This window comes from Serratia sp. 14-2641 (assembly GCF_001692375.1).
GTDB lineage: Bacteria > Pseudomonadota > Gammaproteobacteria > Enterobacterales > Enterobacteriaceae > Chania > Chania fonticola_C.
The window spans coordinates 26,280-40,801 of record NZ_LXKR01000018.1; the positions used below are offsets into that span (position 1 = coordinate 26,280).

Genomic DNA, 14,522 nt, shown 5'->3' on the forward strand with positions numbered 1-14,522 from the left:
GAAGATCATGCCATGCCCGGTTCAGCCGATAATCTTGCGACGCCCGGCCAAGATGCCGAACAGCATCTGTAGCAGCGTTAACCCTAGCAAAATCGTCAACGGCACCGTCCAGCCTTGGGTCAAATCATGCACCAGGCCAAACAAGGTCGGCCCCAATGCGGCCAGTAGATAGCCGATGGACTGCGCCATCCCTGACAGCACCGTTGCCTGATGGTGGTGCTGGCTGCGCAGACCAAAGAAGGACAGCGCCAGCACCAACGAACTCCCCGCCCCCAGCCCGGCAAATATCAGCCAGATAAGCGAGTGGGCAGGCAGCAATAGCAATCCACCGACGCCAATAAAGATCAACAGCGAACTGACCAGTGCGATCCCCCGCTGGTCGCGAGCGCGTGGTAGTGCAAACACCATCACAAAGTTGGCGGCGATCGCCACGATCTGATAAACAAACAGCTCGAACCCCGCCTGCTGCGGTGAGGTGCCGTGGCTGGCGGCAAAGGCGCTGAACCAACCGATAATGGTGTAGAAGGTGATGGATTGCAGCCCCATGAACAAGGCCACCTGCCAACCCAGGGCGCTGCTCCAGGGAGAGCGAAAGGTTTCTGCGGCCACCGGCGTGCCGGTTCGGGTAACCGGGATGGGTTTGCGCTTCAGTTGGGGTAGCCAAATCGCCAGCGCGATAAACGCCGGCAGGCTCCAGCACAGCAGTGAAAAACGCCAGCCGTTATCGTTGAATGCCGCTAACGGCACCGCCATGCCGGAGGCGATAGCGGCCACCAGTGACATCACGGCCGCATAGGTACTGATCATCACCGCAGCCCGATGAGGAAAATCGCGTTTTACCAGCGTTGGTAGCACCACGTTGGCAAAGGCGATGGCAGCGCCGATCAACACCGTTCCCAGCCAAAGCATGCCATCCCACGGTTGTGAACGTAGCACGATCCCGGCGACCAGCAGCATCAGCGCCAGCCCGAGTGTGCGTTCAATCCCAATGTGTTTGGCCAGCGACGGCGTTAATGGCGATAACACCGCAAACAGGATCAGCGGCAGGGAATTGAGTAACCCGGCGGCGGTGGCAGAAAGCATCAGTTGGTGCTGGATCTGTTCCAGTAACGGGCCTACGCTGGTTAAAGGGGCGCGCAGGTTAGCCGCCACCAGCATGATGCCGGCCAGCAATAAGAAACGCGTCAAACGGCTGCGTTTAACAACACAATGTGCGGGTGGTTCAGGTTGGGGCATGAGATCCTCGCATCAGGCATGCAGCCAATCATTACTGCATGACGAGATGCGTTGATTGACGTTAACGCTTACGTACTGGCAGGGCTGCCAGTATCTGCGTGCCAGTTTAGGAAAGATCATCTCGCCTGACAAGAGGTTAAGGAAACCGCGCTTGGCACCCACCAGGTGACTTTGATCAACGCGAGGGCAACTATTGCTGGCAGCATGGCCCGCTATAACGGATAGTAACGGCAGTAAACTTATTGTGAGGAATCGCTATGTCTTCTTTCTACAGCCCCCGCCGTATTGTGCTTTACACCATCGCCGTGATCGTGATTTTGGTGATTGTCGGTCTGGTGACCCACCTGGGTGTCGGTTGGCTAAACTGAGCCAATTAACAGTTTTGTGATGTTGATCACCTAAGGAAAGAAAAGCCTTTTCGCTGCTGCCCGCCAAAGCCGCTTTCACTGTGCTATTTTTCACATACTCTTAACCTGCCGCCCTATCGGCCTGCGGCAGATTTCACTTTTCTCGCGCCCGCCGAGGAAATAGTTTCATTTCATTTCGATCCGAAAGCTTTTTACCCCCATTTGCTGCTAAAACTGCCCTGTAACCCCGATCACAATTTCATTGCTTTCGCTTTGTTGTAATACCGCCGGAGTAGAGCGAAAGCCATCATCTCCCGGCCAAAACCGGAAACCTGAGGACCTATTGCTCATGCCAGTGAACACCGCTAAACGACGTGAACACATTATCGATCTGCTCTGCGAGCACGGAAGCGTGCGGGTGGAACAGCTCAGCAAACAGTTTGCCGTTTCCACGGTGACGATCCGCAACGATCTGCGCTTTCTGGAACGCAAAGGCTGTGCGCTGCGTGCCTATGGCGGGGCGATGCTCAACCAGCAGTTTGCCTTCGATCGCCCATTACACGACAAGGGGCGCTTGAACCGAGATGTGAAATCACAGATTGCCTGCCGAGCGGCAAGCTACGTGCGGGACGGTGATGCGCTGATCCTGGACTCCGGTTCCACCACGGCCCAGATCGTGCCCTGGTTGAAACCGCGCCGCGATCTGGTGGTGATGACCAATGCGCTGAACATTGCCTATGAGCTTTCAGGTTACGACGGGGTGGAAGTGATGGTGTTGGGGGGAAGCGTCCGGCAGAACTCCTATTCGCTCTATGGCCCGGCTGCCGAGCAGCAATTGCGCCAGTACCGCTTCGACAAACTGTTTTTGGGCGTCGACGGTTTCGATCTGGTTGCGGGGATCACTACGCCTCATCCCGGTGAGGCACACCTCAATCGTGTGATGTGCGAGGTGGCGCGCGAAATTATCGCGGTAGCGGATGCCAGCAAGTTTGGTCGCAAGAGCTTTTGCATGATCCGCGAAGTCGGGCAAATTCATCGGCTGATCACAGATAGCCGTCTTCCACAAGATTATCAGCAGGCGCTCAGCGATTTAGGCGTAGATGTGGTGATAGCCGATCGCGAGTAGGGTGCCATCATGGGGGATTCATGCAGCAGTGGTTACAACTGGTAGCACAGCACAAGGCCGGCCAGCCGGTGGGGATATTTTCCGTTTGCTCCGCGCATCCTTGGGTATTGCAGGCCGCCTTGCGGCAAGCAAAGGCACGTGGCACGCCGGTATTGATCGAGGCGACGTCAAACCAGGTTAACCAGTTTGGCGGCTACACCGGCCAGACCGCCGCACAGTTTCGTGATGCGCTGTGGCGGATGGCGGATGACATCGGGTTGCCAAGGAGCGCTATTTGGCTGGGGGGCGATCATCTTGGCCCTAACGCCTGGCAAGACCGCCCGGCACAAGAGGCGATGGCGCTGTCCGAAACCCTGATTGACGACTATGTACGCGCCGGATTTCGCAAGATCCACCTCGACTGCTCCATGTCCTGCGCTGACGATCCCACCCCGTTGGGAGATGAAGTGGTGGCACAGCGTGCGGCGCGCCTGTGCGCAGTGGCGGAACGAGCCTGGCAGCAAACGGGTGGTGAAGCCCCGGTGTATGTGATCGGAACCGAGGTGCCAGTACCGGGCGGTGCGCAGGAAACGCTGCAAGGCATCCAGGTGACTACGCCACAGGCCGTCTCCGTCACATTAGAGGCGCACCGTCATGCCTGGCAGCAGGCAGAGCTGAGCAGCGCCTGGTCACGAGTGATCGCCCTGGTGGTGCAACCCGGCGTCGAGTTCGATCATCACAGCGTCGAACATTACCAACCGCAGGCGGCGCAGGCGTTGAGCCGCTTTATCGAACGCCAACCGGGATTGCTGTATGAGGCCCACTCGACCGACTATCAGGCACCGAAGGCTTATTCGCAGCTGGTGCGTGACCATTTCGCCATTCTGAAAGTTGGCCCGGCGCTCACTTTTGCGCTGCGCGAGGCGCTGTTTGCCCTCGATCGTATCGAACGTGAATGGTTAGGGGAGCATCGTTCAGCCCAGCTGTGCGCCACGCTTGAGCAGGTGATGCGTGAACAGCCGCATCAGTGGAGCCGCTATTATCACGGCAGCCCGCATCAACAGTATCTGGATCGGCACTACAGCCTGAGCGATCGCGTGCGCTATTACTGGCCGCAGCCACAGGTCCAGCAGGCCGTGGATGCGTTGATGGACAATCTACGGAGTAACCCAATCCCGCTGGCCTTACTCAGCCAGTATTTACCCGATCAGGCACGGGCCTTGAATGCCGGTGAGCTGAGTCAGGATCCGCAAGATTGGGTGATCCACAAAATTACCCAGGTGCTCGACGACTACCACTCAGCCTGTTACCCGGAGGTGCGCTGATATGCCCAATATTCTGATGACTCGTATCGATAACCGCCTGGTGCATGGCCAGGTAGGGGTGACCTGGACCAACACGCTGGGCGCCAATCTGGTGGTGGTGGCCAACGATGATGCCGCCGCCGATCCGGTACAGCAAAACCTGATGGACATGGTGGTGGCCGAAGGCGTGCAGACCCGTTACTTCACCCTGCAAAAAACCATCGACGTGATCCACAAGGCGGCGGATCGGCAAAAGATTTTTCTGGTGTGCAAAACGCCGCAGGACGTATTGAAACTGGTGCAGGGCGGAGTGCCCATCACCTTTGTCAACGTCGGCAATATGCACTTCGCCGCAGGGAAACGGCAAATCCACAAGACGGTCTCGGTGGATGACGATGACATTGCCGCCTTTCGTGAGCTGGCGGCGTTGGGCGTAGCCTGCGAGGTGCGCCGGGTGCCGGATGAAGCCGGTGAAGCGATAGGCAAACTGCTCGCTTGAGCGCAGGGGGAAGCATGTTAACTGACGCGTTATTGATTGCATTGCTGGCGGGGCTGGCCGGGGTCGACCTGTTCGACGGCCTGACCCACTTCCACCGCCCGGTAGTGATGGGGCCGCTGGTTGGCCTGATCCTGGGGGATGTCACCACTGGCTTGCTGGTGGGTGGGACGCTGGAACTAGTGTGGATGGGCATGGTGCCACTGGCCGGTGCGCAGCCGCCTAACGTGGTTATCGGCGGGGTGGTCGGCACGGCGTTTGCCATCCTCACCAAGGCCGATCCCAAGGTGGCCATTGGCGTGGCGGTGCCGTTCGCCATTGCGGTACAGGGCTGCATCACGCTGCTGTTCACCGCGTTTTCACCCATGATGCACCGCTGCGATCGCATGGTACAGGAGCTGAACTGGCGTGGCGTTGAGCGGGTGAACTACCTCGGTATCAGTATCCTGTTTGTTTTCTACTTTGTGGTGGCGTTTTTGCCGATCTACTTCGGTGCCGATGCGGCCAGCGCCATGGTGCAGAAAGCGCCGACCTGGCTGCTGGATGGGCTGGCAGTGGCGGGCGGTATGATGCCGGCGATCGGTTTCTCACTGCTGATGAAAGTGATGATGAAGAAAACCTACGTGGCGTATTTCATCCTCGGCTTTATTTCGGTGACTTTCCTTAAGCTGCCGATCCTGGCGGTGGCGCTGGGGGCATTGGCGATCGCGCTGATCGATTTCTTTAACAGTCAACGGGCAGATGCGGATGTGACCAGAAAGCCTGTTCAACCGGAGGACGCTGAAGATGGCATTTAATGATTCTGACGATCTGCTGGCACAAAAAGCAGCAAAGCGCCTGGAACAGGCATTGGCCACCAGCCAGGTCGAGCAGGACGACTACGTTGATAGCCGCCCGGCAGAAGCGCTGACGCGCAGCGATATCAACCGCATGGCCTGGCGTTCGCTGTTACTGCAGGCATCGTTCAACTATGAACGTATGCAGGCCGGTGGCTGGTTGTACACCTTGATCCCGGGCTTGCGCAAGATCCACCGCAATCCTCAGGATCTGGCGAATTCGATGAAGATGCATATGGAGTTTATCAACGTGCATCCCTTCGACGTTACCTTCCTCTCGGGGTTGGTACTGGCGATGGAGCAAAACAAGGAGAAAGTCTCCACCATTCGAGCGGTGAAAGTGGCGCTGATGGGGCCGTTGGGAGGCATTGGTGATGCGCTGTTCTGGCTGACGCTGTTGCCGATTTGTGCGGGCATCGGGGCATCTCTGGCGCTGGAAGGCAGCCTGTTTGGGCCGATAGTGTTCTTGCTGTTGTTCAACGTGTTCCACTTCGGGCTGCGCTTTGGGCTGGCGCACTATGGCTATCAGGCGGGCACCAGTGCGCTGACGCTGTTGAAAACCCATACCAAACGAATATCCCATGCGGCGTCGATCGTGGGCATGACGGTCATCGGTGCGCTGGTGGCCTCTTATGTACATCTTTCTACGCCGCTGATCATGCATGCCGGTAAGGCCACCGTGGCGTTGCAAACGGACGTGCTCGATAAGTTGATGCCCAACCTGTTGCCGCTGTGTTTCACGTTGCTGGTGTTCTTCCTGATGAAGCGCGGTTTCTCACCGGTGAAACTGATCGGTGTGACGGTGGTGATCGGCGTAGTGGGTAAATTTATCGGTTTGCTGTGAGGAAGAGAACATGCCAGGAATTGTCATTACCGGCCACGGCGGCTTCGCCAGTGGCCTGCTACAGGCGGTAGAGCAGGTGGTAGGGGAACAGCCTGCCTGTATCGCGGTGGACTTCCCTGTCCATATGGGCACGGCGGAGTTGAAAGTGGCGTTGAGTGCCGCGCTGCAAGCGGTAGAACAAGCGGACGGTGTGGTATTCCTTACCGATATGCTGGGGGGATCGCCTTTCCGTAGTGCCTGCGAGTTGGCCGATGCGCATGGCAGCTGTGAGGTGCTTACCGGGGTTAATATGCAGTTGGCTGCCGAAATGATGCTGGAGCGCGAAGGGCTGAGCCTGACCGAGTTCCGTGACATGGCGCTGGCCTGCGGCAAACGCGGCTTGACCAGCCTGTGGCACGAACGGCGTAAGGTGAAATGCGCCAACGCCGAGGCTGATGGGATTTAATCAGGTGCCTTCTCACTCCAACCCTTCCAAAGGGGGGAGTGAGAGGAGCTATTGAGGCTAACTCGGCATCGGCAACGGGCTAAGCGCCATCTGGGCCGGGCCATTTTCATTACGGCTGAAACGCCAGCAGGTCTGATGATATTTCGCCACGCTGTTGCGGTGTGCCACACTGACCAGCGTGACCCCCGGCAGTTCGTCAACCAGTAGGCAATACATCAATTGTTCGGTTTCATCATCCAACGCGCTGGTGGCCTCATCCAGGAACAGCACATCCGGGCGGGTAAGGATCGCACGGGCAAACGCCAACCGCTGCTGCTCGCCCGGTGAAAGGCGATGGCTCCAGTTGGCGCTGGTATCCAGCCAGCGTTGCAGGTGCTTCAGCCGGCAGTTTTCCAGGACTTTCAACAACTGCTCATCGCTGTAGTCTTTATCCTGATGCGGGTAACTCAACGCTTCACGTAGCGTACCGATCGGAATATAGCTGCGCTGTGGCAGGAACAGCGTGGTGAGATGTTTATCCTGGCCGATCTCACCCGAACCGTAAGGCCAGATCCCGGCAATGGCACGTAGCAGCGTAGATTTACCACAGCCAGAAGGGCCGACGACCAGTACGCGCTCGCCGCGTTGCAGCGTCATGGTTGCTGCACTTAACAGAGGCTGTCCATCGGGCAGCGTCAGGCCAACCTCGCACAGCGTCAGCGGTGAGTGGTCTTCCTGTTTCAGGCTGATGCCACGGGGCTGGTTATGGACTTCGTCCACCGCCGCGTTAAAGCCAGCCAGACGGTTAACGCAGGCTTTCCAGGTGGCCAGATTGGAAAACGCGTCGATAAACCATGACAGCGAGCCTTGCACCTGGCCAAACGCGGAGGAGATCTGCATCAGCCCGCCCATCTGGATCGCACCGGAGAAATAGCGAGGTGCCGCCACCAGCAGCGGAAAGACAATGGCAAACTGGCCGTAGAAGTTACTGGCGATATTCAGCCGCCGGGTGATGCGCATGATCGACCACCAGTTGCTGCGGATGGCCTCAAAACGGTTACTTAGCTGCTGCTTCTCGCGTGGCTCACCGTGATACAGCGCGATGGCATCGTTATTTTCACGGATACGTATCAGCCCGAAACGGAAGTTCGCCTCATAGCGTTCCTGATTAAAGCCGAGCATAACCAGCGGCTTGCCGACCCACCAGATCAGCAACGATCCCAGCGCCGCGTACAACAGGGCAAACCACACCATATAACCGGGCAGGGTAATGGTATGTTGGGCGATCACAAAGGTCATCGGCCCGCTGATATGCCAGAGAATGGTAATAAACGAACAGAGCGTCACCAGGCTGGAGAGCAGGCCGAGCGATAAAGATAAGGTGTACTGGGTCAGGACGTTGAGATCGTCAGAGATACGCTGATCGGGGTTATCGATAATCTGCTGTTGTTCGGTATGGTAATAGGCCTGGTGTGCCAGCCACTTGCCCATAAATTTTTCCGTCATCCAGCGCCGCCAGCGCATCTGTAGGCCTTGGGTCAGGTAGATTTTGTAGACCGCCAGCACGATGAAAGCTAACGCCAGATAGGTAAAGCGCCACAGCTGGGCTTTGAACACCGGGTAGTTTTTATTTTGCAGGGCATCGTAGAACACCTGGTTCCACTGGTTGATCAGCACGCTGATATAGACCAGCCCCAGGGATAGGCCCACGATGGCGATCAGCATCGCCCAGGCGCGCCATTTTTCTTCCGAAACCCAAAAGGGTTTGATCAACTGCCAGACGGCCCGTTTTTGTGTGGTGCTCGTGTTCATAAAAATCCAGAAGGTATCGTTTTCTTCTAGCATGGGCACGAGGTGGGTAACAAACAAACCGCCACATGTAAGCAGTTTTGACGTGGCTCATTATTTGCAATACAGCAGAGATAAAACGAGCGCTAGTAACGTTGAGTAGAGTAAGGCGAAGGCGTTTTTGGCGCGGCGGAAAATCACAACACAAAATGAAATTGTTACAACTAAGTTCGGGGCGAACATGTGCTCGCCCCGGCAGATTTATTTCACGGCATCTTTCAGTAATGCTTTCCAGCCTTCAACATTTCCCAAATACTCCTGCACGGGGATCTGGGATAGCCGCCCTTGATTATCCTCCAGGGCAAAGGTTGGGAAGCCATGCCCACGGACTCTGGCGAGCAGTGCGCGGCTGTCGGCGATATGCTGTGCCGTTGGCGCGCCGCTGTTCAAACGCATCTCGGCAATAAAGGCAGCAGGATCCAGGCCCAACTCTTTCGCCAGCGCTTCCAACACTGGCGCATCGGCAATACGTCGCCCTTCCCGGTAGTGAGCTTCCTGAATGCGGTGCAGCATATCCAGGCCCCGTCCGGCGAGCTGTTCAGCGGCCAGGATCGCAACGATCGGTGGCTCAGAGTCCATCACCGCCGTGGTGTCTCGCAGCAGCCCGTTGAAGTAACCGTCGCCGAAAGGCTGGCCGGTTAGCCCGGCAATCCGCTTGTCATGCGGCATCACGTAATTGCGCCATTCCTCGTTGATGGTTCGGCGGGCATTGCCGGTCATCATGCCACCGGCGTGCAGGGCAACGGTCAGGCCTGGAATAGCCTGCGCGGCCTTGGCCAGCGGTGCTGCACCGTAACACCAGCCGCACAGCGGATCGAAAATGTAATGCAGGGTCGTCATGTTTTTGCTCCTACCGCTTTACTGCGGCCACTTCATTTCGCCTTTCAGCACCTTGGCGCTCAGTTCCAGGCTAGAACCATCTTGCAGTTTTGGATAGTGCTGCTGCATGGCCGCGATCAGTTCCGCGGAGTTCTTGGTTTTTGGTAACTCGCTTTCCAGCGTGGTCAGGTAATTGTGGGTAAAGGTCACCGACTCCAGCGTTTGCGCCGCTCCTGGCAGGAAGTGCCCCGGAACCACCACCTGCGGTTTCAGCGCCTTGATGCTTTCCAGCGTTTGCTGCCAATGAGCGCGTGACTCGACGGTCTGATTATCCGCAATCCACGGATGAATATTGTCACCGGCCACCGGTACGCCACCCATCACAGCTTTCAACGACGGGATCCACACAAAGGTGCGGTCTGGCGTTGGGCCATTGAGGCCTTTCACTTCGACCTGCTGGCCATCGATGCTAAAGCTGCTGCCCTGCAACGGCTGCGGCACGATCACGGTTGTCGGTGCATTCTCCTTCAGGATCGGCCCCCAATAGGCGAGTTTACCTGCCTGGGTCGCATTGATCGCTTTGATCGTTTCCGGTGAAGCAATGATATTTGCCTCTGGGAAGGCGGCTTTGATCACGTCCAGCCCGAAATAGAAATCCGGATCCGAATGGCTGATATAGACCGTGGTCAGCTTCTTACCGGTGGCCTTAATCTTTTTCACCAGTTCCTGCGCATCGTTACGCTGGAATTGGGCATCGATCAGCGCCACTTCGTGTGGGCCGCTGACAATCTCGGAAGAGACCGGGAAAACGCTCTTTTCGCCTGGGTTGTACACTTCCAGGGTCAGAGTATTAGCCGCATTGGCGAAGGTGCTGAATGAAACTAAGCCGGTTACGGCCAGGGTCAGTAATGATTTCTTAAACATGTGCAGGTGCCTTTTGGGTATTTGTTGTCGTTGGCCAGATGATAGGTTGCATAGAACGGGAGAAAAACCGGATAATAAGCAATTATTCATTGCGTAAATCGAGCGAATCATGGATCGCATTACCGCCGCAGAGGTTTTTGTCACTATCGTCGAACGCGGCAGCATGATTGCTGCAGCGGATACCCTGGCGATGTCGCGAGCTATGGTGACGCGCTATCTGGCGCAGATGGAACAATGGGCGGGGGCGCGGCTGTTGCACCGTACTACGCGTAGGCTCAGCCTGACCGATGCCGGAGAGCGCACCTTGGAACGTTGCCGCCAAATGCTGGCGGTAGCGAAAGATATCGATCTGGTGGAAAACGAGCAGAGTGACGATTTACGTGGCCTGCTACGAATCACCTGTTCGCAATCGCTTGGCCAAACGGCGCTGGTGGGGGCGGTGGCGCAGTACCTGAAGCGTCATCCTCAGGTGGCGGTGGATCTGCAAATGAATAACCGAGCGGTCAATCTGGTGGAGGAGCGGATCGATCTGGCACTACGCATCACCAATGAACTGGATCCCAATCTGATTGCCCGGCCGCTTTCCAACTGCGCTTCGGTGATCTGTGCGTCTCCAGCCTATCTGGCCGCTCATGGTACCCCGCGTCACCCGCAAGATTTAGCTCTGCACAACTGCCTCACCTATTCCTACTTTGGTAAAAGCCTGTGGCACTTTGATGAGCAAGGCGTGAAGTCGGCGGTGGCGGTTAGTGGCAACCTCAGTGCCAACGAATCGGTGGTGCTGTTGGCAGGAACGCTGCAAGGTGCGGGGATCTCCATGCAGCCTTATTATTCCGCTGCGCCACTGTTGGCAAAGGGGGAGTTGGTGGAACTGTTACCGGGGTATTTGTCACAGACGATGGGGATCTACGGTATCTACACCTCGCGCCGACAAATGCCCGCCACGTTGCGTACCATGCTGGACTTCCTGGTGGAATGGTTTGCCACCGATCCTGGCTGGCGCGCCACGCTGCGCTAGCGTTGGATAACCGAAGCCAGGCGGGCGGGCAACTGTTGCGCCTGCTGCTGCAAGTGCTGCACAAAGGCGGTGACCAGCGCGGAAGAGGGGCGGTGCAGCGGGCGGATCAGGCTCACGGTAAACGGCACCTCGACGCTGAAGGGCCGCACATGAACGCCATTATTGGCGTAATCCAACGCGGTCAGCGGGTTGACGATTGAGATGCCGACGCCAGCCTTGACCATCGCACACACCGAAGCGGCGCTGTGGGTCTCCATCACCATCCGGCGCTCGATGCCTTGTTCATGGAACAGTGCGTCCAGCAGTTGCCGGTAGCTGTCGGTGCTCGACAGGCTGATAAAGTTTTCTGCGTTGAAGTCCTGCGGCGTCAGCGTGCTTTTCGCAAGCAATGGGTGCCCGGCAGGCAGCACACACACCTCATTCATTGTCATCAGCGTCATGCGCTCGGTGCCAGCGGGCGTCAGGGTATTCTCCGTCAGGCCCAGATCGTGGCGCTGTGCCGAAAGCCACTCTTCCAGCAACGGTGACTCCTGCGGGATCACGCTGAAGCTCACTTCCGGATAACGATCGACAAAAGGTTTGCACACGGCAGGCAGCAGCGATTGGGAAAACACCGGCAGACAGGCAATGGAAAGCTGCGCCTGCTGGAATTGCCGGATACCGGCGGCCGCATTCTTGATGCGATCCAGGCCGTAATAAGAGCGCTGCACTTCTTCAAACAGCCGCAAGCCCTGCACCGTCGGGTAAAGGCGGCCACGTACGCGGTCAAACAGTTGCAATTGGATTAGCTTCTCGAAGCGGGCAAGCTCGCGGCTGACGGTCGGTTGTGAGGTTTGCAGCAGCGCCGCCGCTTCGGTCAGATTGCCGGTGGTCATCACCGCGTGGAAAATCTCAATCTGGCGCAGGGTAATGGCGTACATGGCGAAACTCCACGGAGAGGAAAAGCCATATCATAAATGAATAGACTATGGCGAAATAGATATTTTTCACACCGGGGCCGCTGCGGCATGATGGTGGAAAATTTGATTATGGGAACCGAACCATGCCACGCTCCTTGAACGACACCTCAACCGCCCTGAACGCCGCCAATCTGCTGGCGCTGCCCCAACGCTTTGGTTGCCCGGTCTGGGCCTATGATGCGGCTATCATCAGCGAGCGTATCAGCCAGTTGCAGCACTTTGACGTGATCCGTTTTGCCCAGAAAGCCTGCTCGAATATTCATATTCTGCGCCTGATGCGCGAGCAGGGCGTCAAGGTGGATTCGGTGTCGCTGGGGGAAATCGAGCGCGCGTTAAAAGCCGGTTTTGAGCCGGGTGGCGAAGATATCGTGTTTACCGCCGATGTGCTGGATCACGCCACGCTGGCGCGCGTCAGTGAATTGAAAATCCCGGTCAACGCCGGTTCTATCGATATGCTGGAACAGCTTGGCCAGGTGTCTGCCGGGCATCCGGTATGGCTGCGGATCAACCCTGGTTTTGGCCACGGCCATAGCCAGAAAACCAATACCGGCGGTGAAAACAGCAAGCACGGTATCTGGTATGCCGATCTGCCGCAGGCGGTCGCCAAGGTGCAGCAATATGGCCTTAAACTGATCGGGCTGCATATGCACATCGGTTCTGGGGTGGATTACCAGCACCTGGAGCGCGTGTGTGATGCGATGGTGCAGCAGGTGATTGCGCTGGGGCAGGACATTACGGCTATTTCCGCCGGTGGCGGCCTTTCTATCCCTTATCAGCAAGGGGAAGAGGCGATCAATACCGAACACTATTACGGCCTGTGGAACCGGGCACGTGAGCGAGTTGCTGCACATCTGGGCCATCCGGTGAAGTTGGAAATCGAGCCGGGGCGTTTCCTGATGGCCGAAGCAGGCGTGCTGGTGGCCGAAGTGCGTTCGGTAAAACAGATGGGCAGCCGCCACTTTGTCCTGGTGGACGCTGGGTTTAACGATCTGATGCGTCCGGCGATGTATGGCAGCTATCACCATATCTCCCTGCTGCCTGCCGATGGCCGCAATACTGATAACCAACCGTTGCAAGACACCGTGATCGCCGGGCCACTGTGTGAGTCGGGTGATGTGTTTACCCAGCAAGCGGGTGGCGGTATTGAAACCCGTCCGTTGCCGCAGGTGCGGGTCGGTGATTATCTGGTATTCCATGACACCGGGGCCTATGGTTCGTCGATGTCCTCCAACTACAACAGCCGCCCGCTGCTGCCGGAAGTGCTGTTTGAAAACGGTGAGCCTCGCCTGATCCGTCGCCGCCAGACGATTGAAGAATTGATCGGGCTGGAGTTAATTTAAGCGTAGGGGCCAGGTACCACGGACTCACGCAGTTTTAACTCACCGACAAACGGCGTTAGCGGTTGCAGCGCTTCGCCGTTAATCAGACGCAGGGCTTGGGCGATCGCCGCTTCGATCATCGCGTCGATCGGCAGGTAGACGGTGGACAACGCCGGTTGCAGATAGGCGGCGCTTGGCTCATCGTCGAAACCAAACAGCGAAACGTCCTCAGGCAGGCGTTTGCCAGCCTGGTGCAGGGCCTTCATCGCGCCGATGGCCATATCATCGTTGCTGGCAAACAGCGCGCTGAATGCGTTGCCGCTAGCCAGCAGAGCCTTACAGCTAAGGTATCCGCCAGGTACGCTGCTATCACCGTTGGTGATCAAGGCATTATTGAAAGCAACCTGGTGGTGTTCCAACGCCTGACGATAACCCGCCAAGCGGGATTGGGCGGTGGGGGTATCGATCGGCCCGGTGATGCAGGCGATCTCACGGTGCCCTTGACGGATCAGGTAATCCACCACGTTGAAGGCGGCCTGTTGCTGTTCGAAGAACACGCAGCGTTCACGGGCCTGCGGCAGATCGCGGTTAATGACCATCACCGGAACCGGCAGGTCTTCCAGCAACTCCATCAGGGCACTTTCGCCCATAAAGCGGGTGTACAGGATAATCGCGTCGCAACGGCGATCCGCCAGCAGCCGTACCGCCTGCAATTCATCTTCTGGCGTGTCGTGGCCGTCGGTGACGATCAGGTGCTTGCCGCTGGCCTCGACCAGTTTGGCGGCCTGGCGCAGCAAACGGCCAAAGTAGGGGCCGTCAAAATTGGATACCACCAGCCCAATGCTGTTGGAGCTTTTATTGGCCAGCGATTGGGCGAGAAAGTTTGGCCGGTAGCCCAACTCATCCATTGCCTTGAACACCGCATCACGCGTGCTCTTCTTCACCTGGCCGGTGCCATTTAAAACGCGGGAAACCGTGGCTTTGGATACCCCCGCGCGCATGGAAACATCCAACATGGTGATCATCAATGGCTACCCTCTTTC

14 protein-coding genes are annotated in these 14,522 nt (G+C 57.4%); 8 read left to right on the forward strand and 6 right to left on the reverse strand.

The window, feature by feature from the left end; genetic code table 11:
• Positions 1-21 precede the first annotated feature (21 nt).
• The gene (locus tag A6U95_RS08255) at positions 22-1,236 is read right to left on the reverse strand and encodes an MFS transporter (protein WP_065684134.1); all 1,215 of its coding nucleotides are present in this window, start codon (positions 1,234-1,236) and stop codon (positions 22-24) included.
• 696 nt (positions 1,237-1,932) lie between these two features.
• Here A6U95_RS08255 and agaR point away from each other — a divergent pair.
• Genes agaR through agaF form a run of 6 tightly spaced genes read left to right on the forward strand, consistent with a single transcriptional unit; the run spans position 1,933 to position 6,613 of the window.
• The gene (gene agaR, locus A6U95_RS08260; protein ID WP_037375671.1) at positions 1,933-2,709 is read left to right on the forward strand and encodes a transcriptional repressor AgaR; all 777 of its coding nucleotides are present in this window, start codon (positions 1,933-1,935) and stop codon (positions 2,707-2,709) included.
• A 20-nt stretch (positions 2,710-2,729) separates the two neighbouring features.
• Positions 2,730-4,013, forward strand: a complete 1,284-nt coding sequence (locus tag A6U95_RS08265) for a D-tagatose-bisphosphate aldolase, class II, non-catalytic subunit (protein ID WP_065684135.1) — start codon at positions 2,730-2,732, stop codon at positions 4,011-4,013.
• 1 nt (position 4,014) lies between these two features.
• A complete protein-coding gene (agaV, locus tag A6U95_RS08270) occupies positions 4,015-4,491 on the forward strand; it encodes a PTS N-acetylgalactosamine transporter subunit IIB (protein ID WP_024529457.1) in 477 nt (158 codons plus the stop codon).
• 14 nt (positions 4,492-4,505) lie between these two features.
• A complete protein-coding gene (gene agaW, locus A6U95_RS08275) occupies positions 4,506-5,285 on the forward strand; it encodes a PTS N-acetylgalactosamine transporter subunit IIC (protein WP_021179850.1) in 780 nt (259 codons plus the stop codon).
• Positions 5,275-6,168: a PTS system mannose/fructose/sorbose family transporter subunit IID gene (locus A6U95_RS08280; protein WP_065684136.1), complete on the forward strand. Its 894-nt coding sequence runs from the start codon at positions 5,275-5,277 to the stop codon at positions 6,166-6,168. The genes agaW and A6U95_RS08280 overlap by 11 nt, the downstream gene beginning before the upstream one ends.
• A 10-nt stretch (positions 6,169-6,178) precedes the next feature.
• Positions 6,179-6,613: a PTS galactosamine/N-acetylgalactosamine transporter subunit IIA gene (gene agaF, locus A6U95_RS08285; RefSeq protein WP_065684137.1), complete on the forward strand. Its 435-nt coding sequence runs from the start codon at positions 6,179-6,181 to the stop codon at positions 6,611-6,613.
• A 57-nt stretch (positions 6,614-6,670) separates the two neighbouring features.
• Here agaF and A6U95_RS08290 read toward each other — a convergent pair whose 3' ends face one another.
• The 3 genes from A6U95_RS08290 to A6U95_RS08300 all read right to left on the reverse strand — a co-directional run bounded on the left by A6U95_RS08290 (position 6,671) and on the right by A6U95_RS08300 (position 10,183).
• Positions 6,671-8,404: an ABC transporter ATP-binding protein/permease gene (locus tag A6U95_RS08290; RefSeq protein WP_065684184.1), complete on the reverse strand. Its 1,734-nt coding sequence runs from the start codon at positions 8,402-8,404 to the stop codon at positions 6,671-6,673.
• 237 nt (positions 8,405-8,641) lie between these two features.
• On the reverse strand, positions 8,642-9,280 hold the full coding sequence (locus A6U95_RS08295) for a DsbA family protein (protein ID WP_065684138.1): 639 nt from the start codon (positions 9,278-9,280) through the stop codon (positions 8,642-8,644).
• An 18-nt stretch (positions 9,281-9,298) separates the two neighbouring features.
• Positions 9,299-10,183 carry an MBL fold metallo-hydrolase gene (locus tag A6U95_RS08300; RefSeq protein WP_065684139.1) on the reverse strand — a complete coding sequence of 295 codons (885 nt, stop codon included), beginning with the start codon at positions 10,181-10,183 and terminating at the stop codon, positions 9,299-9,301.
• A 109-nt stretch (positions 10,184-10,292) separates the two neighbouring features.
• Between A6U95_RS08300 and A6U95_RS08305 the strand changes: the two genes are divergently transcribed.
• Positions 10,293-11,201, forward strand: coding sequence for a LysR family transcriptional regulator (locus A6U95_RS08305; RefSeq protein WP_024529463.1), 909 nt, complete (start codon positions 10,293-10,295; stop codon positions 11,199-11,201).
• Here the strand turns inward: A6U95_RS08305 and A6U95_RS08310 are convergent.
• Positions 11,198-12,121 carry a LysR family transcriptional regulator gene (locus tag A6U95_RS08310; protein ID WP_065684140.1) on the reverse strand — a complete coding sequence of 308 codons (924 nt, stop codon included), beginning with the start codon at positions 12,119-12,121 and terminating at the stop codon, positions 11,198-11,200. The genes A6U95_RS08305 and A6U95_RS08310 overlap by 4 nt on opposite strands.
• Positions 12,122-12,243: 122 nt before the next feature.
• Between A6U95_RS08310 and lysA the strand changes: the two genes are divergently transcribed.
• Positions 12,244-13,500 carry a diaminopimelate decarboxylase gene (lysA, locus tag A6U95_RS08315; protein WP_024529465.1) on the forward strand — a complete coding sequence of 419 codons (1,257 nt, stop codon included), beginning with the start codon at positions 12,244-12,246 and terminating at the stop codon, positions 13,498-13,500.
• Here the strand turns inward: lysA and A6U95_RS08320 are convergent.
• Positions 13,497-14,504 (reverse strand): LacI family DNA-binding transcriptional regulator, encoded by a 1,008-nt coding sequence (locus A6U95_RS08320; RefSeq protein ID WP_065684141.1) that lies wholly within the window; start codon positions 14,502-14,504, stop codon positions 13,497-13,499. The two genes, lysA and A6U95_RS08320, sit on opposite strands and share 4 nt — an antisense overlap.
• Between the last annotated feature and the right edge of the window lie 18 nt (positions 14,505-14,522).